At 68.7% G+C, this 22,881-nt stretch carries 21 protein-coding genes; 6 read left to right on the forward strand and 15 right to left on the reverse strand.

Features of this window, described 5'->3' with window-relative positions; translation table 11 throughout:
* Nucleotides 1-5: 5 nt before the first annotated feature.
* Genes JF543_RS01650 through JF543_RS01670 form a run of 5 tightly spaced genes read right to left on the reverse strand, consistent with a single transcriptional unit; the run spans nt 6 to nt 5,220 of the window.
* Nucleotides 6-863: an ABC transporter ATP-binding protein gene (locus tag JF543_RS01650; RefSeq protein WP_206821416.1), complete on the reverse strand. Its 858-nt coding sequence runs from the start codon at nt 861-863 to the stop codon at nt 6-8.
* Nucleotides 856-1,647: an ABC transporter ATP-binding protein gene (locus tag JF543_RS01655; RefSeq protein ID WP_206822553.1), complete on the reverse strand. Its 792-nt coding sequence runs from the start codon at nt 1,645-1,647 to the stop codon at nt 856-858. The genes JF543_RS01650 and JF543_RS01655 overlap by 8 nt, the downstream gene beginning before the upstream one ends.
* Nucleotides 1,644-2,552 carry an ABC transporter permease gene (locus JF543_RS01660; protein WP_224818416.1) on the reverse strand — a complete coding sequence of 303 codons (909 nt, stop codon included), beginning with the start codon at nt 2,550-2,552 and terminating at the stop codon, nt 1,644-1,646. Before JF543_RS01660 ends, JF543_RS01655 begins: the two co-directional genes overlap by 4 nt.
* Nucleotides 2,549-3,610, reverse strand: a complete 1,062-nt coding sequence (locus JF543_RS01665) for an ABC transporter permease (protein WP_179409601.1) — start codon at nt 3,608-3,610, stop codon at nt 2,549-2,551. The genes JF543_RS01660 and JF543_RS01665 overlap by 4 nt, the downstream gene beginning before the upstream one ends.
* A 14-nt stretch (nt 3,611-3,624) precedes the next feature.
* Nucleotides 3,625-5,220, reverse strand: a complete 1,596-nt coding sequence (locus JF543_RS01670; protein ID WP_206822554.1) for an ABC transporter substrate-binding protein — start codon at nt 5,218-5,220, stop codon at nt 3,625-3,627.
* A 199-nt stretch (nt 5,221-5,419) separates the two neighbouring features.
* On the opposite strand from JF543_RS01670, the gene JF543_RS01675 reads away from it, so the two are divergent.
* On the forward strand, nt 5,420-5,953 hold the full coding sequence (locus JF543_RS01675) for an Lrp/AsnC family transcriptional regulator (protein ID WP_179411729.1): 534 nt from the start codon (nt 5,420-5,422) through the stop codon (nt 5,951-5,953).
* Nucleotides 5,954-5,994: 41 nt separating this feature from the next.
* On the opposite strand, the gene JF543_RS01680 is transcribed toward JF543_RS01675, so the two are convergent.
* Entirely contained in the window at nt 5,995-6,351 is a 357-nt protein-coding gene (locus tag JF543_RS01680) for a hypothetical protein (RefSeq protein WP_274367950.1), read from the reverse strand.
* 155 nt (nt 6,352-6,506) lie between these two features.
* Between JF543_RS01680 and JF543_RS01685 the strand changes: the two genes are divergently transcribed.
* Nucleotides 6,507-7,541: an NAD(P)-dependent alcohol dehydrogenase gene (locus JF543_RS01685; protein WP_179409599.1), complete on the forward strand. Its 1,035-nt coding sequence runs from the start codon at nt 6,507-6,509 to the stop codon at nt 7,539-7,541.
* 112 nt (nt 7,542-7,653) lie between these two features.
* Here JF543_RS01685 and JF543_RS01690 read toward each other — a convergent pair whose 3' ends face one another.
* On the reverse strand, nt 7,654-8,094 hold the full coding sequence (locus JF543_RS01690) for a hypothetical protein (protein ID WP_206822555.1): 441 nt from the start codon (nt 8,092-8,094) through the stop codon (nt 7,654-7,656).
* Nucleotides 8,091-8,297, reverse strand: coding sequence for a type II toxin-antitoxin system VapB family antitoxin (locus JF543_RS01695; protein WP_179409597.1), 207 nt, complete (start codon nt 8,295-8,297; stop codon nt 8,091-8,093). The genes JF543_RS01690 and JF543_RS01695 overlap by 4 nt, the downstream gene beginning before the upstream one ends.
* Nucleotides 8,298-8,387: 90 nt before the next feature.
* Here JF543_RS01695 and JF543_RS01700 point away from each other — a divergent pair, with 90 nt between their 5' ends.
* Nucleotides 8,388-9,389: a hypothetical protein gene (locus JF543_RS01700; RefSeq protein ID WP_206822556.1), complete on the forward strand. Its 1,002-nt coding sequence runs from the start codon at nt 8,388-8,390 to the stop codon at nt 9,387-9,389.
* 9 nt (nt 9,390-9,398) lie between these two features.
* Here the strand turns inward: JF543_RS01700 and JF543_RS01705 are convergent, their stop codons facing one another.
* The 5 genes from JF543_RS01705 to JF543_RS01725 form a co-directional block, all read right to left on the reverse strand.
* Nucleotides 9,399-9,791 (reverse strand): DUF779 domain-containing protein, encoded by a 393-nt coding sequence (locus JF543_RS01705; RefSeq protein ID WP_206822557.1) that lies wholly within the window; start codon nt 9,789-9,791, stop codon nt 9,399-9,401.
* Nucleotides 9,791-11,338: an acetaldehyde dehydrogenase ExaC gene (exaC, locus tag JF543_RS01710; protein WP_206550896.1), complete on the reverse strand. Its 1,548-nt coding sequence runs from the start codon at nt 11,336-11,338 to the stop codon at nt 9,791-9,793. Before exaC ends, JF543_RS01705 begins: the two co-directional genes overlap by 1 nt.
* Nucleotides 11,339-11,468: 130 nt before the next feature.
* Nucleotides 11,469-12,818 carry a GAF domain-containing protein gene (locus JF543_RS01715; protein ID WP_206821410.1) on the reverse strand — a complete coding sequence of 450 codons (1,350 nt, stop codon included), beginning with the start codon at nt 12,816-12,818 and terminating at the stop codon, nt 11,469-11,471.
* Between the two features lie 81 nt (nt 12,819-12,899).
* The gene (locus tag JF543_RS01720; protein WP_206822558.1) at nt 12,900-14,372 is read right to left on the reverse strand and encodes a CCA tRNA nucleotidyltransferase; all 1,473 of its coding nucleotides are present in this window, start codon (nt 14,370-14,372) and stop codon (nt 12,900-12,902) included.
* 26 nt (nt 14,373-14,398) lie between these two features.
* Entirely contained in the window at nt 14,399-15,019 is a 621-nt protein-coding gene (locus JF543_RS01725) for a TetR/AcrR family transcriptional regulator (RefSeq protein WP_179409591.1), read from the reverse strand.
* Nucleotides 15,020-15,093: 74 nt separating this feature from the next.
* On the opposite strand from JF543_RS01725, the gene JF543_RS01730 reads away from it, so the two are divergent.
* Nucleotides 15,094-16,323, forward strand: a complete 1,230-nt coding sequence (locus JF543_RS01730; RefSeq protein ID WP_206822559.1) for an FAD-dependent oxidoreductase — start codon at nt 15,094-15,096, stop codon at nt 16,321-16,323.
* A gap of 60 nt (nt 16,324-16,383) precedes the next feature.
* Here the strand turns inward: JF543_RS01730 and JF543_RS01735 are convergent, their stop codons facing one another.
* Nucleotides 16,384-17,442 (reverse strand): LLM class flavin-dependent oxidoreductase, encoded by a 1,059-nt coding sequence (locus JF543_RS01735; protein ID WP_206822560.1) that lies wholly within the window; start codon nt 17,440-17,442, stop codon nt 16,384-16,386.
* A gap of 29 nt (nt 17,443-17,471) precedes the next feature.
* Nucleotides 17,472-18,977 (reverse strand): DUF7059 domain-containing protein, encoded by a 1,506-nt coding sequence (locus tag JF543_RS01740; RefSeq protein ID WP_347401248.1) that lies wholly within the window; start codon nt 18,975-18,977, stop codon nt 17,472-17,474.
* Nucleotides 18,978-19,074: 97 nt separating this feature from the next.
* Between JF543_RS01740 and JF543_RS01745 the strand changes: the two genes are divergently transcribed.
* Nucleotides 19,075-21,189: a DUF6049 family protein gene (locus tag JF543_RS01745; protein ID WP_206822561.1), complete on the forward strand. Its 2,115-nt coding sequence runs from the start codon at nt 19,075-19,077 to the stop codon at nt 21,187-21,189.
* The gene (murJ, locus tag JF543_RS01750) at nt 21,186-22,805 is read left to right on the forward strand and encodes a murein biosynthesis integral membrane protein MurJ (RefSeq protein ID WP_206822562.1); all 1,620 of its coding nucleotides are present in this window, start codon (nt 21,186-21,188) and stop codon (nt 22,803-22,805) included. The genes JF543_RS01745 and murJ overlap by 4 nt, the downstream gene beginning before the upstream one ends.
* Nucleotides 22,806-22,881: the final 76 nt, after the last annotated feature.

Raw genomic sequence — 22,881 nt, forward strand, 5'->3', positions numbered from 1 at the left:
AGCGCTCAGCGCACGACCGCGGGCACGTCGGCCCACAGCGCCCGCTCGGCGGCTTCCGGTGCTGCCGGAATCCGCCCCGCGCCGTCGGGCTCGGGGATGGCTGCCAGCAGCGCCTGCGTGTACGGATGCTGCGGATCGCCCCACAGCTGATCGGTCGGGCCCGACTCAAGCACGCGCCCGGAGAACATCACGAACGTGCGGTCGGCGATGCGTCGCACCACGGCGAGGTCGTGCGAGATGAACAGCATTCCCGCGCCGGCTTCCGAGACGAGGTCGCGCATGAGCGCCGCGACGCTGGTCTGCGTCGACGCGTCCAGTGCCGAGATCGGCTCGTCGGCGACGAGCAGCTGCGGACGCGCGGCGAGTGCCCGCGCAATGGCGATGCGCTGCTTCTGCCCGCCCGAGAACTGGTGCGGGAACTTCGTGGCGGATGCCGTCGGCAGGCCGACACGCTCCAGCCACTCCTCCACACGCGAGCCTTCGGCTCCGCGGGCCAATGCGGTGGCGACGCCGTCCTGGATCTGATCGCCCACGCGGCGGCGCGGGTTCAGCGACGTCGACGGGTCCTGGAAGACCATCTGGATGCCCGTCAGGCGCTTCGGACGACGGCGCATGCGCAGCGGGGTGATCTCCTCACCACGAAAGCGCGCGCTACCGCCGGCGAGGCGCTCGATGCCGACGGCCGCGCGGGCCAGGCTCGACTTGCCACTGCCGGACTCGCCGACCAGGGCGACCGTCTCACCGGCGTGCACCTGGATCGAGACGTCGTTGACGGCGACGACGGGCGGGTGGCCCGGGTAGCTCACGACGATGTTCTGCGCGTCGAGAACGACGGTGTCGGAGGTGGCCTTCGCGTCAGGCATCCTGATCGTCTCCTTCGATGCTCGATCCGGGCAAGGCGGCCAGCAGCTGTCGGGTGTACTCGTGCTGCGGCGACCGGAAGAGGGTCTCGCGGTCGGCGCGCTCGACCAGACGACCGTCCTTCATCACGGCCACCTCGTCGGCAATCGCACTCATCACGCCGAGATCGTGGGTGACCAGCAGCACGGCGATCTGCCGTTCGTCGGCGAGTTCGCGCAGCAGGGTGAGGATGCCCGCCTGCACGGTCACGTCGAGCGCGGTGGTCGGCTCGTCGGCCAGCAGCACGTCGGGGTCGCACGCGAGTGCGCAGGCGATCGCGATGCGCTGACGCTGCCCGCCCGAGAACTGGTGCGGGTAGCGCTTGAGCGCCGCCTCGGGGGCAGGCACCTGCACGCGTTCGAGCAGTTCAATCGCCCGGGCGCGAGCGGCGTCCTTCTTGAGCCCGAGGTGCACCTTCATGTGGTCGGTGAGCTGACGGCCCACCTGGATCTGCGGGTGCAGCGACGCGGACGGGTCCTGGAACACCATGGCGATGCGACGGCCGCGCACCGTGTTCAGGGCGCGCCGACGCATGCCGATCAGCTCGGTGTCGCCGAGACGGATCGAGCCGCCCGTGCGCGCGTGACGGGGCAGCAGACCGAGCACGGCCATCGCCGTGAGGGTCTTGCCCGAACCGGATTCGCCGGCCAGGCCGTGGATGCGTCCGGCTTCCAGCGTCAGCGTCAGGCCCTTGACCAGCGGCCGGCCGATGTCGACGGTGAGATCACGGATGTCGAGGATGCTCATGCGCTGCCTCCGCTCGATGCGGCCAGGTCGCTCTGCTTCTCGTGCGTGACCTCGGCGGTCGGGTCGAGCACGTCGCGCATCGCGTCGCCGATGAAGTTGAAGGCGAGCACCACGGTGAGGATCGCCAGACCCGGGAAGACACCGAGCCACCAGGCGTCGAAGTTCTGCATGGCCGCCGAGATCATCGATCCCCATTCGGCCATCGGCGGCTGCGCGCCGAGGCCCAGGAACGACAGTCCCGACAGCAGCAGGATCGCCGTGCCGATGTCGAGGGTGGCCAGCACCAGCAGGGGGCCGGCGGTGTTGGGCAGAATGTCGACGAGCAGGGTGCGCGCCGGCGAGTGGCCGAGCAGTCGCCCGGCGATGACGTAGTTCTGGCCGCGCAACGACAGCACGATGCTGCGCATCACGCGGGAGTACTGCGGCCATGACACCACGACCGCGGCGATCACGGCGTTGAACAGCGACGGCCCGAGCGAGGCGGTCACGACCATCGCGAGGATCACGGTCGGGAACGCCATGAACAGGTCGGTGATGCGCATGAGGGTCTCATCGACCCAGCCGCCGAAGTATCCAGCCAAGGCGCCGATGGTGGCACCGATCACCAGGGCGGCGATCACCAGTGTCAGGGCGAGGGGGATGGTGACGGTCGCGCCGGTCATCAGGCGCGAGAAGATGTCGCGGCCGTTGCCGTCGGTGCCCAGCAGCGTGTCGATGCCCGGCTCCTGCAGGCGCGGCAGCACCTGAGCGTTGGGCGGGTAGGGCACCCACCACTGGGCGGTGAAGGCGACGATCACCCAGGCAATGGCGATGACCGAGCCGATGACGCCGAGCGGCGTACGCCAGGCCCGGGGCCAGCGCAGCTTCAGACGCCGCGGCATGCGGGGTTGTTCAAGGGTGCTCACGCGATCCTCACTCTCGGATCCAGCACTCCGTAGAGCAGGTCGACGATGAAGTTGATCAACAGGTAGATGATGCCGACGACGAGACCGACGCCCATGATGCCGGGCAGATCGAGGTTGGCCGCCGAGTTGTAGGCGTATGTGCCCAGGCCCGGCCAGGCGAAGACGGACTCGACGAGGACGGTGCCCGACAGCAGCGCCCCGAAGGCGACACCGACGACGGTCAGCACCGGCAGTGCCGCGCCGCGCAGCACGTAGTCGACGATCACGCGCATCGCGGGCAGGCCCTTGGCGCGGGCGGCGCGCACGTAGTCGCTGGCCAGCACTTCGAGCACCGAAGTGCGAATGAAGCGGGTGAGCAGGCCGATGGTCACCAGCGAGAGCACCATCACCGGCAGCGCCAGGTGTGCCATCGCGTCGGCCCAGCCCACGGCGTCGCCGTTGAGCAGATAGTCGATGGTGTACAGCCCGGTCACGCGGGGCGGCGGGATGATCGACGGTGAGATGCGTCCCGATCCCGGAGCGATGCCGAGGTTCAGGAAGAAGAAGTAGAAGCTGACCAGGGCCAGCCAGAACGTGGGGACGCTCAGCCCGATCAGGGTGACCACCCGCACGACCTGGTCTGTGACCAGGCCGCGCCGGTAGGCCGCCAGGGTGCCGAGCACGAGGCTGACGGCGAGACTGAGGATGATCGCGCAGATCGCGATCTCGATGGTCGCCGGTACGGCCTTGGCCAGGTCGGCGGTGACCGGCTGCCCGGTGACCAGGGAGGTACCCAGGTCACCGCGCAGCAGGTTGCCCATGTAAATGAAGTACTGCACGAACAGGGGCTGGTCGAGACCGTGTGCCTTGATGAAGGCCTCACGCGTCTCGGGGTTCTGCGACGCCCCCTCACCCAGTGCCGCGGAGACAGGGTCTCCGGGCACCAGGTTGGTGAGGAGGAACGTCACGATCGTGACGCCGAGCAGCAGCAGCAGAGACGTGCCGCCCCGGCGCAGCAGGTACCCCGCGAGGGGAGATTTCTTACGCTGCGCCTGAGTCTGCACAGCCACTGTCGTCATCACAGGGGGTCCTGTCAGCCCGCGGGCGTGATCTCGGCGATGTCCATCTCCCACACGGAGTTGTAGACAGCGCCCTCGACCTGGTCGGAGGAGGCGATGTTGCGACCGGGCACGATCATCGGAACGAACGGACCCTCGGCCTGCATGGCCTCGGCGAACTCGGTGAACGCGTTGGTGCGCAGCGCGGGGTCGGTTGCGGTGGCAGCTCCTGCGGCGAGACCGGCGATCTCGGGGTTGGCGTCAGCGGTCCAGCCCGAACGCAGGCCCACCTTCAGGCCCGGTGCGAACGGCAGGAAGTTGGCCGAGTCGGCGTAGTCGGGGCCCCAGAACCACAGTCCGAAGCCCTCCTTGCCGTTGACGTAGGCGTCGAGCTCGGTGGCGAACGGCGCGGGCGCCAGTTCGACGTTCACACCGGCATCCTTCAGCTGTGCCTGGATGCGCTCGGCAAGCGGGGTGAACTCCACGCCACCGACCGGGTAGTCGTTCGGGAACTGCAGGGTGAGGGTCTGGCCGGTGTAGCCGGCGGCCTCGAAGGCGGCGGCGGCCTTGTCGAGATCCTGCGTGATGCCCTCGTCCAGTGCGCCCTCGAATCCGGGCGGGATGACGCCGGTTGCCTGCACGGAGCCCGCGCCGGCGAGTTCCAGCAGGGCCGAGTAGTCGAGTGCGTAGCGGATGCCCTCGGCGAGCTTCACGTTCGCCAGGTCGCCGTTGATGTCGGCCGACTGGTTCAGCAGCAGGAAGATCGTCTGACCCGAGGGAACCGAGTCGACCGTGATGCCCTCGCCGAGGCCGGCGACCTGGTCACCGTTGAGGTCCATCGCGACGGTCGAGTCGCCACCCTTGAGGTTGGCGAGCTGCGTGGCGCTCTCGCTGACGTTGCGGATGACGACGCGGTCGTACGCGGGCTCTTCGTCGCCGTTGTACTCCTCGTTCGCCTTCAGCACGATCTGCGAGCTGAGGTCGAGGGTGTCGAGCACGAACGGGCCGGAACCGGCCGACGCGCCGTCAAGGAACGCCTGCGCGCTGTCGGTGCCATCGGTGGCACCGCCGTTCTCGATCACGACATCGGCGTTGACGATGCCCAGTGCGGGGTTGGCGAGGATGGCCGGCAGCTGCAGCAGCGGCGTCTCGGTGGTGAAGCTGATCGTCTTGGCGTCGACCTCTTCGATGGTGACCCCGCCGAGCAGGAAGTTCGGCTTGGCGTCGGTCATGCCCTGGATGCGCTGCAGCGAGAACACGACGTCCTTCGCCTCGATCGGCGAGCCGTCCGAGAAGACGCGACCGTCTTCGAGCGTGAAGGTGAACTCGGTGGCGCCGTCGTTGGCCTCCCACGATGCGAGTCCGGGGACCGGGGTCGAGACGTCGGAGCCTTCGAAGTCGACCAGGGTCTCGTAGATCGCCTTGGCGACCATGTTGCCGGTCGGGTCGTAGGTGTGCCCCGGGTCGGCGGTCTCGACCGAGAACGCGGTGTCGATGACAAGCGAGCCACCGGCGGAGTTCGAGCCGCCCGTGTTGCCGCTGTTGGCGGAGTTTCCTCCCGAGCAGCCGGTGATAGCGAGGAGCGACACCGCTCCGAGGGCAATCGCCGACTTGCGCAGCGTCGACAGCATGGATACCTCCATTGGCAGGGATGTGGGGTGCGGTCGACTCGGGTGTGGACGACCGTGTTCACATTCGCATGATGTGCGACGATCTGTCCAATGACTAACGTCATACAGACGAAACTTGTCGAACCAATGAAGGTGGGAATGCAGAATGTCCAGCACTGATGCGGAACGGGCGCGCGATTCTGGACGAAGTGCCACTCCCTTGGATGCTGTCTCATACCGAATCCTCGAACTTCTGCGCGAGAACGGACGGATTTCGATCGCAGCTCTCGCCGAGAAGGTGGGCATCTCGCGGGCGAACGCTTACGCCCGCGTCGAGGCACTTGTCAACGACGGGGTGATCAGCGGATTCAGCGCGCGCGTCGACCCGGCCCGCGCCGGGCTGTCGATCGGAGCCATGATCTTCGTCACGGTGCATCCGCAGGCCTGGGCGTCGTTCCGTGCGCAGATCGCCGAGATGCCCGATATCGAGTACTGCGCGGTGACGACCGGTGAGCACGATGCGATGCTGCTCATTCGCGCCACCGATGTCAGCGGTGTGCACGAGTTCTCGACCGGGGTGATCGCCCAGCTGCCCGAGGTGCGCACGGTGGTCAGCGTCGTGGTTCTGGACGAAGTGATCCGCCGGCCCTACCTGCTGCCGACGGATCTGCCCGAGCGAAGCCTCGAGGTTCCGCTGGGGATGACGCGGTGGACGCCGGCGAGCGCCGGCCGCAACACGCTGCCACCGCGCTGAAGAGATGATTCCCCCGCGCCGAGGCGCGGGGGAAGGGAGGGTCAGGCGGCGGTCTCGACGCAGACGCTCAGCTGAGGTGCGCCGTGCATCTCGTAGTGCTCGATCAGCTTCAGCATCCCGTCGTCGTCGACCTCGATGTCGCTCTCACCGTCTCCGGTGACGACCGAGCCGTCGGCGACGAGCACGTGCACGAACGAGACCCAGATGCGGTCACCGGTGCGGGTTCCGACGAACTTGCCGATCGTGACCGTGTCACCGGTGTAGTCGCCCCAGATGACCCCGTCCTGTTCGAAGTAGCGGAAGACGCTGGGCGCCTCGGGGTTCACGGCCGAGGTGGTCGACGAGACCATCTTGAAGATGCGGCCGTCGAGCGAAGGAAGGGTCTGAGTAACAGTCACCTCTCGATTATCACCGGCCCGCGAAGGTGCCGCGTACGCGGGGTCTGGGGTCGACTGGAGAAAAGCCCGCACCGGGAGGATGCTGGGATCAGTTGCGGCGTCGGTGTGCGGCGCCGCGGGTAGAGGGATTCACAGCCCCTCGGAGAGGAACAGGCATGAAGGCCATCCAGTACCGCGAGATCGGCAAGGGCCCCGAGCTCGTCGAGATCCCGACGCCCGAACCGGGTCCGGGTCAGATCCGATTGAAGGTGACCGCAGCCGGCCTGTGCCACTCGGACTGGTTCCTGATGGATCTGCCCGCTGACCAGTACATCTATCCGCTGCCGCTCACGCTCGGGCATGAAGGCGCCGGCGTCGTCGACAAGCTCGGTGATGGCGTCGAGGGCATCGAACTCGGCGGCTCGTACGCGATCTACGGACCGTGGGGCTGCGGGCAGTGCCACGCGTGCACGCAGGGCAAGGAGAACTACTGCACCCGGGCGGCAGAGCTCGGTATCGCCCCTCCTGGGCTTGGTGCCCCGGGTGCGATGGCCGAGTACGTGATCGTCGATGACGCCCGCCACCTCGTGCCGCTGGGTGACCTCGATCCCGTCGAGACGGTGTCGCTGACCGATGCCGGTCTCACTCCGTACCACGCGATCATGTCGTCGGCGTCGAAGCTGCGCGCCGGCGCGACGGCCGTCGTCATCGGCGCGGGCGGCCTGGGTCACGTGGGCATCCAGGTGCTGCGCGCGGTCTCGCCCGCCACGGTCATCGCGCTCGACATCAACGATGAGAAGCTGTCGTTGGCGCGCGAGGTGGGTGCTCACCACACGCTGATGTCGGACGAATCGGCGGTCGCGAAGATCCGCGAGCTGACCGGCGGAGTGGGCGCCGAGGCGGTGTTCGACTTCACGGGCATGCAGGCGACGCTCGACATCGCGCGGCAGGTCGTCGCGGTCGATGGAGACATCCAGATCGTCGGCATCGGCGGCGGGCTGCTGCCGACCGGGTTCTTCTCGACGCCGTTCGGCGCGTCGGTGCGGGCTCCCTACTGGGGCAGCCGCAGCGAGCTGGTCGACGTGCTCGACCTCGCCCGCACGGGCTCGGTGGGCGTGCACGTCGAGCGCTACACGCTCGATTCCGCCGTCGAGGCGTACGGCAAGCTGCACAGCGGCGCGGTGCGCGGCCGCGCGGTCGTCGTTCCCTGAGACTGAGTTCCCTGATACCGAGTTCTCTGACGCTGATCTGATGCCCCGGGCTCGCGGCCGTCGTGCCGCGGGCCTGGGTGCGTCCTGGCGAGAACGCGGCCGCGCGCACCGCTCACGCCACGGTGCCCCGCGGCACGATCCAGCGGTGCGCGAACTCGGGATGCACCCGCGCGATGTTCTCGAAGTCGGCGTCGTAGTGCACGACGGCGACCTGCTGTTGGGAGTTCGTGTGGCGAATCGCCGTGGCCGCGATCTGCAGGTCACTGACGCCGACAGATCGGCCGATCCCCGCAGCGAGCAGCCCCGCCTGCAGGTCGACGGCGAGCTCGGCGACCCGGGCATCGGGCGGCAGGAAGATCTTGGCCGCGTGATTCGCCCGCACGAGCGTGGCATGCTCATGCGGCGAGCGCGCCGAGTATCCCTCTTCCAGCAGCTGCGGCAGACAACTGCCGAGGTCACCGGTGTCGAGGAGCGCCCCCAGCGCCGCCGCGACCTCAGTCGAGCGGTGCACACGTTGCACCACAGAGTTGTCAACCAGGTGGATGACCTTCACCGTTGGGCGCCCTCGGTCACGTCTGTTCGGTCGAGTTCGATGGCCGCTCCCCCGCGAAGCAGGTCGATATAGCCGAGCGCTGCACCTCGGCGTGCGGCCTGCGCCAGTGCTTCGTTCACCGCGGCTTTCTTCGTCGTCGCGCCGGTCAGTTCCATGACGCGAGCGAGCAGGTCGTCGTCGACATCGATGAGCGTCTTGGTCATGGCATCATCCTTTGGCTTATATCCGAATAGTTTTCAGTATATATCCGCAGGTCCCCGTCAAGGTCGTCCCACCCGGGTACCGTGGGTGCCATGGATTGGATCGCCGATGTCTCGCAGGGTGACTGGCTGCGCCCGCTGCTCGATGAGGGCTACGGCACCATGCACGGGGTCGTGCCGCGCGGCTACGCCGCCTACGCACGCGTCTTCCACCCAGCTGTCGTGCGGACGCTGCCCGGTCGCGCGGTTCCCACGCAAGCGGAGTACAAGCGGATGCCCGATGCCGAGGCTCAGGGGCTGATCGACCAGTACGTCGACCGGCCGGCCACGTGGGCCGATGCCGCCGATGCTTTCGGCACCGTCATGCACCCACTTGCGCAGTGGGGCAGCGTGGTGCGCACGCCGCCCGAGGGAGATTGGAGCACGCGCGTCGCACCGGACGGACGTGAGTTCTCCGCACCGTACGAGGGCGAGATGGAGCCGGCGCAGCTCGCCCGGATCGCCGCGCACCTCGCCACGCACACCGAGACGCCGGATGCCGGTGTCGCTGCCGTCTGGGCGGGATACGGCGGGCTTCTCGGGTTCTACGGCGAGTCGCCGTCACGCACCTTCCTGTCGTTCTCGTCCGATGACGACACCTCCGATACACCCGACGCACAGGCGCTCGCGCATCAGGAGATGCTGGCGCGCAGCATCCACGATCCCTTCAACAATGTGTTCCGCAAGCCGACTTGGCAGCCCGGCATTCTCTCGGATGAGATCTCGAAGGGCCCGCAGCTCGAGCTGCCCGACCGGGAGTACGTGCTGTTCTCGGCGCCGCCGGCGGCGTTCGTCGACCCGGCGTGGATTCTCGACGCGACCTGGCGCGACCTGCCCGGCGAAGAGCACGGGTTCGCGCCGTCGGCGCAGCATCCGAACATCCTGTGGCCCACCGATCGCGCCTGGGTGATGGTCAGCGAGATCGACTTCGACTCGACGATCGTGGCTGGTTCGGCCGAGCTGATCGCGGCGCTGTGCGCCGATCCGCTGCTCGAGGCCGCCCCGATCCCGGTCAACGCCGACCTGAGCTGGCAGGCCGATCTCATCAACCGGTGACGACGACGCCTACGCCGACGCCGCCAGACCGAAGTGCTGCAGTTCGGGCTCTGTCAGCATCCGCGAGCGGATCAGGAACCGCTTGCCGGTCGGTCCTTCCACACTGAACCCGGCACCGCGCCCTTCGACGGCGTCGATGGTGAGGTGCGTGTACTTCCAGTACTCGAACTGCGACTCCGACATGTAGACCTGGATGGGGTCGAGCCCGTCGATGTCGAGGGTGCCGAGCAGCACGTCGCTCGGACCGGTCACGAACATGCCGATCGGGTAGCACATGGGCGACGACCCGTCGCAGCATCCGCCCGACTGATGGATCATCAGCGGACCGTGCTGCGCCGTCAGCTGCCGCAGCAGGGCCGCCGCGTCGTCAGACACGGCGACCCTGCTCATCTGGTCGGGCATCAGAAGAATCCCATCGGACCTTCGGCGTACGACACCAGCAGGTTCTTCGTCTGCTGGTAGTGATCGAGCATCATCTTGTGGTTCTCGCGGCCGATGCCCGACTGCTTGTACCCGCCGAACGCGGCGTGCGCCGGGTACTGGTGGTACGTGTTGGTCCACACACGGCCCGCCTCGATGGCCCGGCCCGCACGGTAGGCGGTGTCTCCGCTGCGGCTCCAGACGCCGGCACCCAGACCGTACAGGGTGTCGTTGGCGATCGAGATCGCGTCGTCGTAGTCCTTGAAGCTGGTCACCGACAGCACCGGGCCGAAGATCTCCTCCTGGAAGATGCGCATGTCGTTGGTGCCCTCGAAGACGGTCGGGGCGACGTAGTAGCCCTCGCTCAGGTCGCCACCGAGGTCGACCCGCTCGCCACCGGTGAGCAGACGTGCACCGCCCTGCTTGCCGATGTCGATGTAGCTGAGGATCTTCTCGAGCTGGTCGTTCGAGGCCTGAGCGCCGATCATGGTGTTCTTGTCGAGCGGGTTGCCCTGAATGACCTTGCCGACGCGCTCAAGGCCGTCCGAGATGAAGCCGTCGTAGATCGACGCCTGGATGAGCGCACGCGACGGGCACGTGCAGACCTCGCCCTGGTTGAGGGCGAACATCGTGAAGCCCTCGAGCGCCTTCTGGTAGTACGGGTCGCTGGTCGAGCTGGCCACGTCTTCGAAGAACACGTTGGGCGACTTGCCCCCGAGCTCGAGCGTGACCGGGATGAGGTTCTGCGAGGCGTACTGCATGATCAGGCGGCCCGTGGTGGTCTCACCGGTGAAGGCGACCTTGCGGATGCGCTTGTGCTGGGCGAGCGGGGCGCCAGCCTCGATGCCGAAGCCGTTGACGATGTTGACGACGCCGGCCGGCAGCAGGTCACCGATGATCTCGAACAGGAAGAGGATGGATGCCGGGGTCTGCTCGGCCGGCTTGATGACGATGCAGTTGCCGGCGGCAAGTGCGGGAGCCAGCTTCCACACGGCCATCAGGATCGGGAAGTTCCACGGGATGATCTGGCCGACGACGCCGAGCGGCTCGTGGAAGTGGTACGCGACGGTGTTCTCGTCGAGCTGGCTGATGCCGCCCTCCTGCGCGCGAAGCACGCCGGCGAAGTAGCGGAAGTGGTCGATCGCGAGGGGGATGTCGGCCGCGAGCGTCTCGCGCACGGGCTTGCCGTTCTCCCAGGTCTCGGCGACGGCGATCTTCTCGAGGTGCTGCTCCATGCGGTCGGCGATCTTGTTCAGCACCACAGCGCGCTGGGCGGGGCTGGTCTTGCCCCAGCTCGCGAATGCCTGCCAGGCCACGTCGACCGCACGGTCGACGTCTTCGGCGGTTCCGCGGGCGACCTCGGTGAACGGCTTGCCGTTGACGGGGCTGATGTTCTCGAAGTACTGCCCCTTGAGCGGCTCGACGAACTCTCCGCCGATGTAGTGCCCGTAGCGGGCGCGATAGTTCGCGATGGCCCCGGCCTGCCCGGGTGCGGCATAGGTCGATGAGGTCTCTTCGACGATGGTCATGGTGTCTCCTTCGACAAGGCGGCGTCAACGCCGCGGGTCCCTGTGCGAAGAAACCTACGCCCGGCCACGTTGCACGCCGATGCGCTACGTTGCATCGAGTTGCATACGTCGGATGCCCGCTTCGGGCGCGCTAGGCCCGGTCGAGCTTCTCGATGCGGGCGACCAGCCCGGGACGGCGCGGCGACCTCGCCGGCAGCATCTCCAGGCACAGGCGCAGCACGGCGGCATCCGAGGCGCCTTCGGGGATCTCGGCGTACGCGAGCAGCACCTCGACGCTGGCCTCGGTGAGCATCGTCTCGCGCAGCACGCCCCGCAGGCTCTCGCGCAGTTCGATCACTCCCGGCGCCTCGGAGTCGGGTAGCACCGGGCCGCGGTAGGCCGACAGCGCCACCCGGTGGGCGCCACGATCGAGCAGTGAGAGCACGTTCTGCGCATCGGTGTCGAGTGCGATCGGCAGGCGGTACGGGCGCGACTGCGGCACGAGCTGGGGCGAGATGCGTTCGAGCACCTTGCGCAGGCGCACCATCTCGGGGCGCAGGGTATCGGCGGTCGACCCCTCGCCGTAGACGAGCTCGGCGAGCCTGTCGGCCGACAGTCCCTGCCGATGAGTGGCGAGCATGAGCAGGATCTCGGCGTGGCGCGCGCTGAGGTCGATGACGATCTCGGTGTCGGCGCCGCTCACGTCGAGGCGCGCCCGGTCGCGGCCCAGCACGTGCAGTTGCACGCGCTGCGGCGTCTCGCGCACGGTGCGGCGAGGGCGCACCGATGCCGGCTTCTTGCCTCGGGAGTCGCCTCCCTGAGCCCGCGCGCGCAGGCGCGACACCATCAGCTCAGACTCCACGGCCCGAGCGGTGGCATCCACCAGCATCCGTGCCTGCGGGGTGACCGCCTCGTCACCGCCGGTGACGTCGATGACCCCGAGCACGCGACGCGTCTCGGGGTCGAACACGGGCGCAGCGGTGCACGACCACGGCTGCACGAGCCGGTTGTAGTGCTCGGCCTGTCGGATCTGCACGGATTCTCCGAGCGTCAGCGCGGTGCCGGGGGCCGAGGTACCCACGGCCGCCTCTGACCAGTTCGCCCCTTCGACGAAACCCATCTCGCCCGACAACATCCGCTGCTGAAGGTCTCCCTCGACCCACAGCAGCCGTCCGGCGTGGTCGCCGACGGCGACCACCACGCCCGAATCGTCGGGGGCGCCGGGCAGCAGCAGTGTGCGGATCAGTTCGATCGCGCCGGCGAGCGGATGCCCGGTGCGGTAGGTCTCGAGCGCTTCGGGCGTGAACTCCAACGGCGGCAGACCTTCGGCGCCCACGCGGTCCTGCCAGGCGCGCTGCCATGAGGCCCGCACGAACGGGCGTACCTGTTCGAGACGGCGGTCGTCGAGATTACCGGCGACGAGCTCTTCATGGGCTCGCTCGATGATCAACCGGGAGGTCTCCGGCGGGTTCTCACGCGATGACGACCAAGGTGAGGGCACTGAACTCCGATCAACGCTGACGGTGTGCTCAAGTGTAGGTCGGAAAGCGGCTTCGCGGCCGGTGAATGCGCCGTGAGCGGATCAGTCGCGCGCGGCCCACCAGTCGCGCAGGCGCTGCTCGGCGACATCGGCGCCGAGGGGACCCTCATCGAGGCGCATATCCATCAGGAACCGGTACGCCTCGCCGACCTCGCGGCCCGGCTTGATGCCGAGGATCTGCTGAATCTGGTTTCCGTCGAGGTCGGGGCGGATGCTGTCGAGCTCCTCCTGCTCGCGGAGTTCAACGATGCGCCGCTCGATGTCGTCGTAGGCCGAAGCGAGCCGGGCCGCCTTGCGACGGTTGCGGGTCGTGACATCCGCGCGCACCAGGATGTGCAGGCGCTCGACGAGGTCACCCGCGTCGCGCACGTACCGGCGCACGGCGCTGTCGGTCCAGGCCCCTTCGGCGTAGCCGAAGAAGCGCAGGTGCAGCTCGACCAGCTTGGCGACAGCATCCGTCGTGTCACCGTCGAAGCGCAGCGCCTGCAGACGCTTGCGCGCCATGCGCGCGCCGACCACATCGTGGTGGTGGAAGGTGACTCCCCCACCGGCCTCGAGCTTGCGCGTGCGGGGCTTGCCGATGTCGTGCAGCAACGCCGCCAGGCGCAGCGGCACATCGGGAGCGGCGTCGGGGTTGCGGCTCTTCTCAAGCTCGATCGCCTGCCGCACCACGGTCAGCGAGTGCTCGTAGACGTCTTTGTGATGGTGGTGCTCATCGACCTCGAGACGCAGCGCGCTGACCTCGGGCAGGAACTGCTCGATCAGGCCGGTATCGACGAGAACGCGGATGCCGCGCACGGGGTCGTCGGTCTGCATGAGCCGCACGATCTCGCCCTGGATCCGCTCGGGGCTGACGATGCTCAGCGTGCCGCGCAGACGCTCGATCGCGGAGAAGGTGGCCTCGTCGAGGGCGAAGTCGAGCTGCGCGCTGAAGCGCGCCGCGCGCAGCATCCGCAACGGATCGTCACCGAAGCTCACGTCGGGATCGATCGGAGTGCGCAGGATGCCGGCGATCAGGTCTTCGACACCGCCGGTCGGGTCGACCAGTCGCGGTCCCGGTGCGACCTCGGTGCCCTCAGCGGGCGGGGTGACCTGCAGGGCCATCGCGTTGACGGTGAAGTCGCGACGCTGCAGGTCGCCGTCGATGCTGTCGCCGAACTCGACGACCGGCTTACGGGTGGTGCCGTCGTAGCTGTCGGCGCGGTACGTGGTGATCTCGACCTGCTCGGCGGGACCGCCGGGGTTCTGCACGCGCGCACCGATGGTGCCGAAGGCACGGCCGATGTCCCACTGGGTGGTCGAGATGGGCGTGACGATCCGCAGGATCTCGTCGGGCTGCGCGTCGGTCGTGAAGTCGAGGTCGTTGGTCGCGCGCCCCAGCAGGGCGTCGCGCACCGGACCCCCGACGACGGATAGCTCGTAGCCCGCTTCGGCGAACGCCGTCGACAGGGTGGCGACGACGGGATGCGCGGCAAGCGCGCCGAGTCGGGACAGTCCCTCGGCCATATTGAGCATGGGTTCCAGATTACCGGCTGGTGTTGTCAGGCCCCGGCGGGCGGCTGAGGACGCCCCAGCATTCCGCGCAACAACAGGCCCGGTGCGCCGGCGTGATCCAGAGCGGTTGGCGGCGCCTGCGGCTCTCCCGCGCCGAGCGCCCACTCGTCCAGGCCGCGCAGCATGCCGAAGGTCGCCGCGGCAAGGGCGTCGACGGGCACATCTTCACGAACCGCTCCGGTGCGCACGCCCACCCGCAGCACCTCGGCGACCCAGGCATGCACGGCGTCGAGCAGAGCGGTGCGCGCATCGACGGCCCCGGCCGCAGGCAGGTAGAAGATACGCCCGAGCAGTCCGAGCGCGGGATCGGCCGCGGCCAGCTCGCCGAGATCGGTGAGCACGGCGTCGAGGCGGGGCCAGAAGTCGGCACCGGAGAACAGTTCGGGCGCCGGTGGAATCCAGTGCGCGCGCACGTCGGCGATCAGGGTCTCGACGACGGCATCGAGCAGTTCTGCCTTCGAGCCGACCGCGTGGTAGAAGGAGCTCTTGCTGATGCCGGCCGCCTGGATGATCCGGTTCAGCGACGCCCCCTCGTAGCCGACCGAGGCGAACTCGGCGACGGTCGCCTCGATGAGGCGGTCGCGGTGGTGTCCGGTGAGCGTTGCCATGCGGTCAGCCTACTGGACCAGTCAGTCCAGAGAGCGTACAGTGAACACTGGACCAGGTGGTCCAGAGGAGGAACATGCTCACCGATACCCCGCTCGACGCCCAGATCACGGCCCAACGGAACGATCGCTTGAGAGTGCTCATCGTGGGCGCCGGCGTCGCCGGCATCACGCTCGCGCAACTGCTGCGCCGGGATGGGCTGCACCCGGTGCTCGTCGATCGGATGCCCGAGATGAACCACCCCGGCTACATGCTCGCCCTCATGCCGACGGTCGATCAGGCCTTCGTCGACCTCGGCGTGCACGACGACTATCTCGCCGCGGGCACCCCCATGGAGCGCTACGCGTTCCGTTCCCACCGCGGCACGATGCTGCGCTCCGATTCGATGAGCGACCTGCTGCGCGTCTACGGCTCCTACAACGGGATCTCACGGGGAGCCCTGATCGACGTGCTCACCGAGAGCGGATGCCCGGTGACGTTCGGCACCACCGTGCAGCAGGTGATCGATCGCACGGCCCGTTTCGTCGACCGCGACGGGGCTTCCACCGGTGAGGCGGAGTTCGATCTGATCGTGGGTGCCGATGGCATCCGCTCGCACATGCGGTCTGTGCTGGGTTCACCCGCGCCGCAGGTGGTCAGGACGGGCTGGTCGGGCTGGGTCGGGTGGGCGGAGGATCTCAGCGACCCGACGCTCGGTGAAGAGGTCTGGGGCAACGGGTTCTTCCTCGGCGCCTACCCCGTGAAGGGTCGACTGGGCGTGTTCCTCGGCGGCCCGGACGCCGATCTCTCCGACGGACCGGCGGCGTTCGCCGCCTCCATCCGGCGGCGGGTCGATACCCTCGGGCCCCGTCTGGAGGCATCGTTGCGAGCGATCGAGGCGGCTCCGGATCCGTATCTGTGGCGGCTCGACGACGCCCGCGCCGCGCGATGGGTGTTGCCCGACGGGGTGCTGCTCGGCGATGCGGCCGCGGGCTTCCTGCCCACGGCCGGGATCGGCGCCGGGATGGCGATCGAGGCGGCTTGGATGCTGGGCAGGATGCTCGCGCACGCCGACCGCGAGTCGCTGCCGGCACTGCTCGAAGCATGGGAGCGGGTGGAGCGGCCGCGCGTCGAGGCGGCACAGTCGAATTCGCGGATGCTCGCGAGGCTCATGTTCCGGCGCGGACGAATACTCGCCTGGCTGCGTGAGACCACGCTTCGACGACTGAGCGTGCGGGCCGTACTGGGACCGATCGTCAAGCTCGTCGCCGGACGGCCCGATCCCGACGCCGTCGCCCACCAGGCGTTGCGCGGAATGCGGTCATAGCGGCCGGCACACGCCCCTCCCCGCGACGGCGCTTGCTGGGGGTGTCGGCGAAGATCGCCGTCACCTGATGGTGTCTCCCTGCACAGGCCCTTCCGTGTTGGGCTGCCATCCCAGCGCGGGCGCGACGTGCGTCGCGAACGCCTCCAGCACGTGCAGGTTGTACTCCGGGCCGAGCTGGTTGGGGATCGTCAGCATCAGGGTGTCAGCCGCCATCACGGCCTCGTCGGCCTTGAGCTGCTCGATGAGAACGTCGGGCTCGGCCGCGTAGGTCTTGCCGAAGGTCGATCGCAAGCCGTCGATCACACCGACCTGGTCGCCGTTCTCGGCACTGCGCAGACCGAAGTAGGCGCGGTCACGGTCGTCGATCAGCGGAAACACACTGCGACTCACCGACACCCGGGGCGCACCGGTGTGGCCGGCCTCGCGATAGGCGGCACGGAACAGATCGATCTGCTCGCGCTGCAACTCGTGGAACGGCTGCCCGGTCGCCTCGGTGACCAGCGTCGAGCTCATCATGTTCAGCCCCATGCGGCCGGTCGTCTCGGCGGTGGCTCGTGACCCCGACCCCCACCAGATGTGGTCGCGCAGGGTCGGCGACTGCGGCTCGATCGCCAGGTAGTGCCCGGCCCCGACGGTGCGCGGGTCACCGGGTGCGATCCGCTCGCCCTCGATCGCCCGCAGAAACTGGTCGAACTTCTCGCGGGCCAGCACGCTGCCGCGCTCGCTGTCTTCAGCATCCACGTAGCCGAACGACTCGTAGCCGCGCAGCGCCGTCTCGGGTGACCCGCGGCTGATGCCCAGCGCGATCCGCCCGTCCGCGATGAGGTCCAATGCGGCCGCCTCCTCGGCGAGCTGCAGGGGGTTCTCGTACCGCATGTCGATCACCCCCGTACCCACCTCGATGCGCTGGGTGCGTGCAGCCATCGCCGTCAGCAGAGGCATGGGCGAGGCCGCCTGCCGCGCCCAGTGGTGCACGCGCACGTAGGCACCGTTGACACCGATCTCGTCCGCACCCTGCGCGATCTCGATGGTCTGCCGAAGCATGTCGCCCGCAGTGCGCGTGGCCGAGCCCGGCACTGCGCCGTAGTGCCCGAACGAGAGAAATCCGAACGCCTTCATGATTCATGCAAACGCATGATCATCGGATGCTATTCCGCCGGCAGCAGCAAACCGTCGAGCACCAACTCGCGAAGACGCGGCTCGAGATCAGCCCACAGGTCGGCCAAGGGCACCTCGAACAGGTCGGCGAGGGCCGCGACGATCTGTGCGACGGTGAGTTCGCCGTCGCACGCGCCGACGAGCCCCGCGAGCGCCGGATCGACCCGCACCGTGCGACCGAAACCGCCACCCTGCCGCAGTTCGATCACGCTCGGGTCATCCTCGCCGGGCATGAAGTGCCGTGCCTCGGTGACGTCGGGGGCGACGAGCAGTCGCTCGGGAACACCGTGCGCGAGGGCGTCGTGCGCCTGAAGGCCCCGGCCGAGCGCCCGACCGAGATCGGTGACCGGCTGCGCCGCCGTCTCGAACCGGCGCAGCACCGCCGCCCCCGCCGACGGGCGGCGAAGCACGATGTATCCGAACCCGACGGCGGTCACGCCGCGGTGGTCGAAGTCGTCCAACCACGCGGTGAGCAGGCGGGTGAACTCGTCGTCGCGCGGCAGCGTGCCGCCGTCACGGATCCACAGTTCGGCGTAGCCGAGGGGACTCAGCTCTTCGCGCTGGATCACCCAGGCATCCAGATCATCGTCGACCCACGAACGCACCCGGTCCAGGCCCGTCACGTCAGCGGAGGACTCCCAGTTGCCCAGCAGCTGCGCCACCCCACCGGGAGAGAGATGCGTCGGCACCTCGCGCAGGAAGCGCTCGACCAGGGCGTCGCCGATGAGTCCGCCATCGCGGTACTCATAGGCGGGAACACCCGCGACGCGCGGCGTGATCACGAACGGCGGGTTCGAGACGATCAGATCGAACGACTCGCCCGCGACGGGCTCGAACAGGCTCCCCAGCCGGAACTCGATGTTGCGCACACCATTGAGGTAGGCGTTGAGTTCGGCGTAGGCCAGTGCGCGCTCCGAAATGTCGGTGGCGACAACCGCGCCGGCATGACGAGAGACCAGCAGGGCCTGGATGCCACAGCCCGTGCCGAGATCAAGCGCGCGCTCCACGGGCGTCGGGATGACGAGTTCGGCCAGCGTGCGCGACGCACCGCCCACGCCGAGCACGTGATCGGCGGGCAGTGCCCCTCCGAGCGCGCCCTCATCGAGATCGCTGGCGATCCACCATTCGCCCACGCCGTCGGCATCCACGAACGACTGCGGGGTGATCAGCGCCAGTGGCGCGACCCGATCGTCTTCCCGCGCGGCCAACCCCATCGCCACCAGTCCGTCGATCCCCGTGCGCGGCAGCGCGCGCTCGACGACGCGAAGCGCCTGCGGCATCCCGAGAACCCAGAACCGGCCCAGCGTTGACAGCGGATCATCCCGGTCGGCCAGTGCCCGCAGGATCGGTGAGCGTAGCCCCCGGGCGAGCGCGTCGTCGGCCTCGCTCCCCCACAAGGTGCGCAACGCATCCGAGCGGAAGTCGGCGGCATCCAGATCGGCGGCGAGAGCCTGCGCGAGAACGAGATCAGGGCGGGGGCGGGAGTGGTCCGGCACGGGCGTCACTCTACGCGCCTTCAGGGTTTCGCACGGCTTCCCGCCTAGACTCGGGGGCGTCGTCCTCGCCGCTTCCTTGGCGTCGACGACCCCGATCATGACCACGACGCACCTTCGCGAAGCCTCACGACCGCGCGCGCGCCGGCTGTTGAGCCGCCTCGCCGCGGCGATCGTCGTCGGCACCCTCGCCTTCGGTGGCGCGTCCGCGGCATCCGCCGACGACGAGACGGATGCTCCCACACCGGCCGACCCCATCGTGCGGCTGTCGGTCTCGACCGGATCGGGCACGCCCACCGCGCCGGGCGGCCCGCTGGTGAGCACCATCACGGTCACGAATGACACCTCGTCGCCGCTCAGCGCCGGAACGGTGTCGCTGCAGGTCGGTCGGGATGCCCTCGCCGACGGTGAGGCCCTCGACCAGTGGCTGGACGACGATGCGACCAGCGCCCCTTTCCACACCCTGGCGAGCGAAGCGACCCCGGTCATCGATCGCGAGGCGTCCGGCACCGTGAACGTCGTGGTGGATGCCGTCGAGCTCGGCGATCTCGACGCGGGCGTCTACCCCGTCAGAGCTCGGCTGTCGGGGGCCTCGACGCAAGTCTCGGGCGAGGATGCCCTGCAGTGGAACCTGACCGCGAGCACCGTGCTGGTCATCGCCGAGTCCACCGCGCGCAACAGCGCCGTTCTCGTGCCGATCACCGCAACCCCCGAGAGCGGTTCGCTGCTCACGGCCGACGAGCTCTCGGCCTTGACGGCCGAGGGTGGCGCCCTCGCCGGCCAGCTCGATGCGGTCTCAGGCACGACCGCCGTGCTGGCGATCGACCCGGCGATCCCGGCCGCGATCCGGATTCTCGGAACCCGGGCCCCCGACACCGCGACACGCTGGCTGAGCGAGCTCGAAGCGCTGCCGAACGAAGTGTTCGCCCTACAGTTCGGTGACGCGGATGCCACGGTGCAGGCTCACGCCGGGTTGCCCGAGCCCCTCGCCACCCCTGACCTGACTCCACTGCTGCTGGCCGATGACTTCCCGCCGGCGGAAGAGCTCGTCGACGCCACCCCCGCGCCCACGTCCACGGCGGATGCCGAAGCGACCTTCCCCGACAACGAGCAGCTCACGACCCTCATCGGCGCCGAACAGGGCCTGCTCTGGCCGCGGTCAGACGTCACCACGGCCGACCTGGCGGTGTTCGGCGACTACTTCGGCGAGGACGTCACAACGATCCTGCCCTCGACGTCGTTCATCGGCGCGTCAGCGGGACGCATGACCGTCGACGGTCACGACGCTCTGGTCGCCGATGCGACAGCATCCGCTCGTCTCTCGGCCGCCGTCGAGGCGACCGATCCCGCCGTGCTCGATCGGGAGCTCACCGCCGCGGCCGGCCACCTGTTCTTCGCGGCCGGCGGCGCGACCCCCACGATCCTGGCGCTCGACCGTTCCGAGACGCGATCGCCCTCTGCCGTGCGCGCGGCTCTCAGCGCTTTCGCCTCGCCCGCTGTCACGCTCGATGAGCTGCGGGCAGCGCCGCCGTCATCCGCGACGCCGACGCGGGCCGATTCCATCGACCGCGTCCCCGGGCTGAACGCGATGCTCGCCGATGAGGAGCGACTCACCGAGTTCGCCACCATTCTCACCGAGCCCGCGCAACTGCTCAGTCCCACCCGCATCCGCGTTCTGCGCGCAATCGGGGTCGGACTGGACGACGCCGCGTTCACCGCCGCCGTCGCTGCTCAGGAAGAGCGGGCGCGCACCACCCTCGACGCGGTGGGCATCCAGCAGCCGAAGCCCGTGCAGCTGTTCACGTCTGCGGCGCCCCTGCCGGTGTGGGTGCGCAACGATCTGCCGTGGGACGTGAACCTCTCACTGCTCGGCACGCCGTCAGACCTGCGCCTTGACATCCAGCCGGTCACCGAGGTGACGGCACCCCCGGCGGGCAGCACCCGTGTCGACATCCCCATCGAGGCCCGCGTCGCCAGCGGCGACGTGCAGGTGACCTTCCGTCTCGCCAGCCCCACCGGTGTCCCGATCGGCCAGGCGGCGACCGCCGACGTCACGCTGCGCGCCGACTGGGAGGGCATCGGCCTCGGCATTCTCGGCGGCGTGATCGCGCTGCTGCTCGTGCTCGGAACGATCCGCACCGTGCGCCGTCGGCGCACACAATCGGATGCTACCGACGAAGCCGAACCCGCTATCGACGACGCAGGAGAACGATGACCAGTCTCGGCCGCGCCAGCGCCATCCTCGGAGCGGGCACCCTGATCTCGCGCGTCACCGGCCTGATCCGGACCATTGTCCTCGTCGCGGCGATCGGCAGTATCGGTCAGGCCAGCGACGCGTTCGCGGTCGCGAACCAGCTGCCGAACAACGTCTTCACGATCATCCAGACCGGCATCCTCACCGCCGTGATCATCCCGCAGATCGTGCGCTCGGCCAGCCACAAGGACGGCGGCAGCGCCTACATCTCAAAGCTGTTCACGCTCGGCACCGTCGTGTTCCTCGCGGTAACCGCCCTGGCGATGGTCATCGCCCCGTGGCTGGTCGCGCTGTACGGCGAGAAGTTCAGCGCCGACCAGCTCGCCCTGGCCACTGCGTTCGCGTACTGGTGCCTGCCGCAGATCTTCTTCTACGGCTTGTACGCGCTGATCGGCGAGACCCTCAACGCCAAGCGGGTATTCGGCCCGTACACGTGGACCCCGGTCGCGAACAACATCATCTCGATCGCCGGGTTCCTGATCTTCATCGCGCTGTTCGGCGGCAACCAGAACATCGTCGATGCGTGGGATCCGACCATGATCGCCGTCCTTGGCGGCACGGCCACTCTCGGTATCGCCGTGCAGGCAGGGCTGCTGCTGTTCGCCTGGCGGCGCACCGGTCTCAGCCTGCGCCCCGACTTCCGCTGGCGCGGTGTGGGCCTGCGGCAGGTCGGCGGGCTCGCGGGCTGGACCTTCCTGATGGTCATCGCCGGTCAGATCGCGGGCCTGATCCAGACCCGCGTGGTCTCGGACGCGTCCGGCGAGCACCCGTCCACGGCACTGATGATGGCCGCCTGGCTGGTGTTCATGCTGCCGTACTCGATCTTCGCGATCTCGATCGGCACCCCGTACTTCACCCAGATCGCTGAGCACGCCGCCGAGGGTCGCGACGACGATGTACGCAGCGACGTCGCCCAGTGCATCCGTGCCGTGTCGCTGTTCGTCGTCGGCTCGGGCGTGGCCCTGGCCGTCGCCGCCGTCCCCGCCACCCGGATCTTCACCGACAGCGCTGAGCAGGCCGTGCAGGCCGCGCCCGTGCTGGTCTGCTACCTGGTCGGGTTGCTGCCGTTGTCGGTGCTGTTCATCGTGCAGCGCGCGTTCTACGCCTACGGCGACACCCGCACACCGTTCCTGTTCACTCTCGTGCAGGTCGCACTGATCATCGGCTTCTCGTACATCGCCGCCGCGGTCGCCCCGCTCAGTCAGCTCGCCGCCGCCGTCGCCCTGGGGCAGTCGCTGGCCGGACTCGTGCAGACGATCATCGCCGTCTGGATCCTGCGCAACCGCCTCGGCGGACTTCAGCTGCCGCAGACCCTGCTGTCGCTCGGGCGCTTCTTCATCGCCGCGATCCCCGCCGGCTTCGCCGGGTGGGGCCTGTACGTGCTGATGGGTGCCGGCGCGGGCTGGACCGCCGGGCAGACCGGCAACACCCTTGTCGACAAGCTCTTGGGTGCCGTCGGCACCGGCGTGGTCGGACTGGCCGCCGTCATCGTCTACGGCATCGTCCTGCTGTTGCTGCGCGCACCCGAGCTGTCGGCGGTGACGCGCCTTACCCGCCGCTTCCTGCCCTCGCGCTGATCCGAAGCTGCTCTCGCCGTACCCAGCGGGCGGGAATGTCGCGCGGTTACGATTGGTTCTATCCAGTCGGTGCGGA

This window comes from Microbacterium esteraromaticum (assembly GCF_017303215.1).
GTDB lineage: Bacteria > Actinomycetota > Actinomycetes > Actinomycetales > Microbacteriaceae > Microbacterium > Microbacterium esteraromaticum_C.

Excerpts from the sequence above, each read along its gene's own strand:
- JF543_RS01665 (WP_179409601.1), bottom strand. The coding sequence starts at position 3,610 with ATGACGACAGTGGCTGTGCAGACTCAGGCGCAGCGTAAGAAATCTCCC.
- JF543_RS01730 (WP_206822559.1), top strand. The coding sequence starts at position 15,094 with ATGCTCACCGATACCCCGCTCGACGCCCAGATCACGGCCCAACGGAAC.
- murJ (WP_206822562.1), top strand. The coding sequence starts at position 21,186 with ATGACCAGTCTCGGCCGCGCCAGCGCCATCCTCGGAGCGGGCACCCTG.
- JF543_RS01700 (WP_206822556.1), top strand. The coding sequence starts at position 8,388 with ATGGATTGGATCGCCGATGTCTCGCAGGGTGACTGGCTGCGCCCGCTG.
- JF543_RS01685 (WP_179409599.1), top strand. The coding sequence starts at position 6,507 with ATGAAGGCCATCCAGTACCGCGAGATCGGCAAGGGCCCCGAGCTCGTC.
- JF543_RS01695 (WP_179409597.1), bottom strand. The coding sequence starts at position 8,297 with ATGACCAAGACGCTCATCGATGTCGACGACGACCTGCTCGCTCGCGTC.
- JF543_RS01725 (WP_179409591.1), bottom strand. The coding sequence starts at position 15,019 with ATGGCAACGCTCACCGGACACCACCGCGACCGCCTCATCGAGGCGACC.
- JF543_RS01670 (WP_206822554.1), bottom strand. The coding sequence starts at position 5,220 with ATGCTGTCGACGCTGCGCAAGTCGGCGATTGCCCTCGGAGCGGTGTCG.
- JF543_RS01655 (WP_206822553.1), bottom strand. The coding sequence starts at position 1,647 with ATGAGCATCCTCGACATCCGTGATCTCACCGTCGACATCGGCCGGCCG.
- JF543_RS01705 (WP_206822557.1), bottom strand. The coding sequence starts at position 9,791 with ATGCCCGACCAGATGAGCAGGGTCGCCGTGTCTGACGACGCGGCGGCC.
- exaC (WP_206550896.1), bottom strand. The coding sequence starts at position 11,338 with ATGACCATCGTCGAAGAGACCTCATCGACCTATGCCGCACCCGGGCAG.
- JF543_RS01650 (WP_206821416.1), bottom strand. The coding sequence starts at position 863 with ATGCCTGACGCGAAGGCCACCTCCGACACCGTCGTTCTCGACGCGCAG.
- JF543_RS01735 (WP_206822560.1), bottom strand. The coding sequence starts at position 17,442 with ATGAAGGCGTTCGGATTTCTCTCGTTCGGGCACTACGGCGCAGTGCCG.
- JF543_RS01720 (WP_206822558.1), bottom strand. The coding sequence starts at position 14,372 with ATGCTCAATATGGCCGAGGGACTGTCCCGACTCGGCGCGCTTGCCGCG.
- JF543_RS01745 (WP_206822561.1), top strand. The coding sequence starts at position 19,075 with ATGACCACGACGCACCTTCGCGAAGCCTCACGACCGCGCGCGCGCCGG.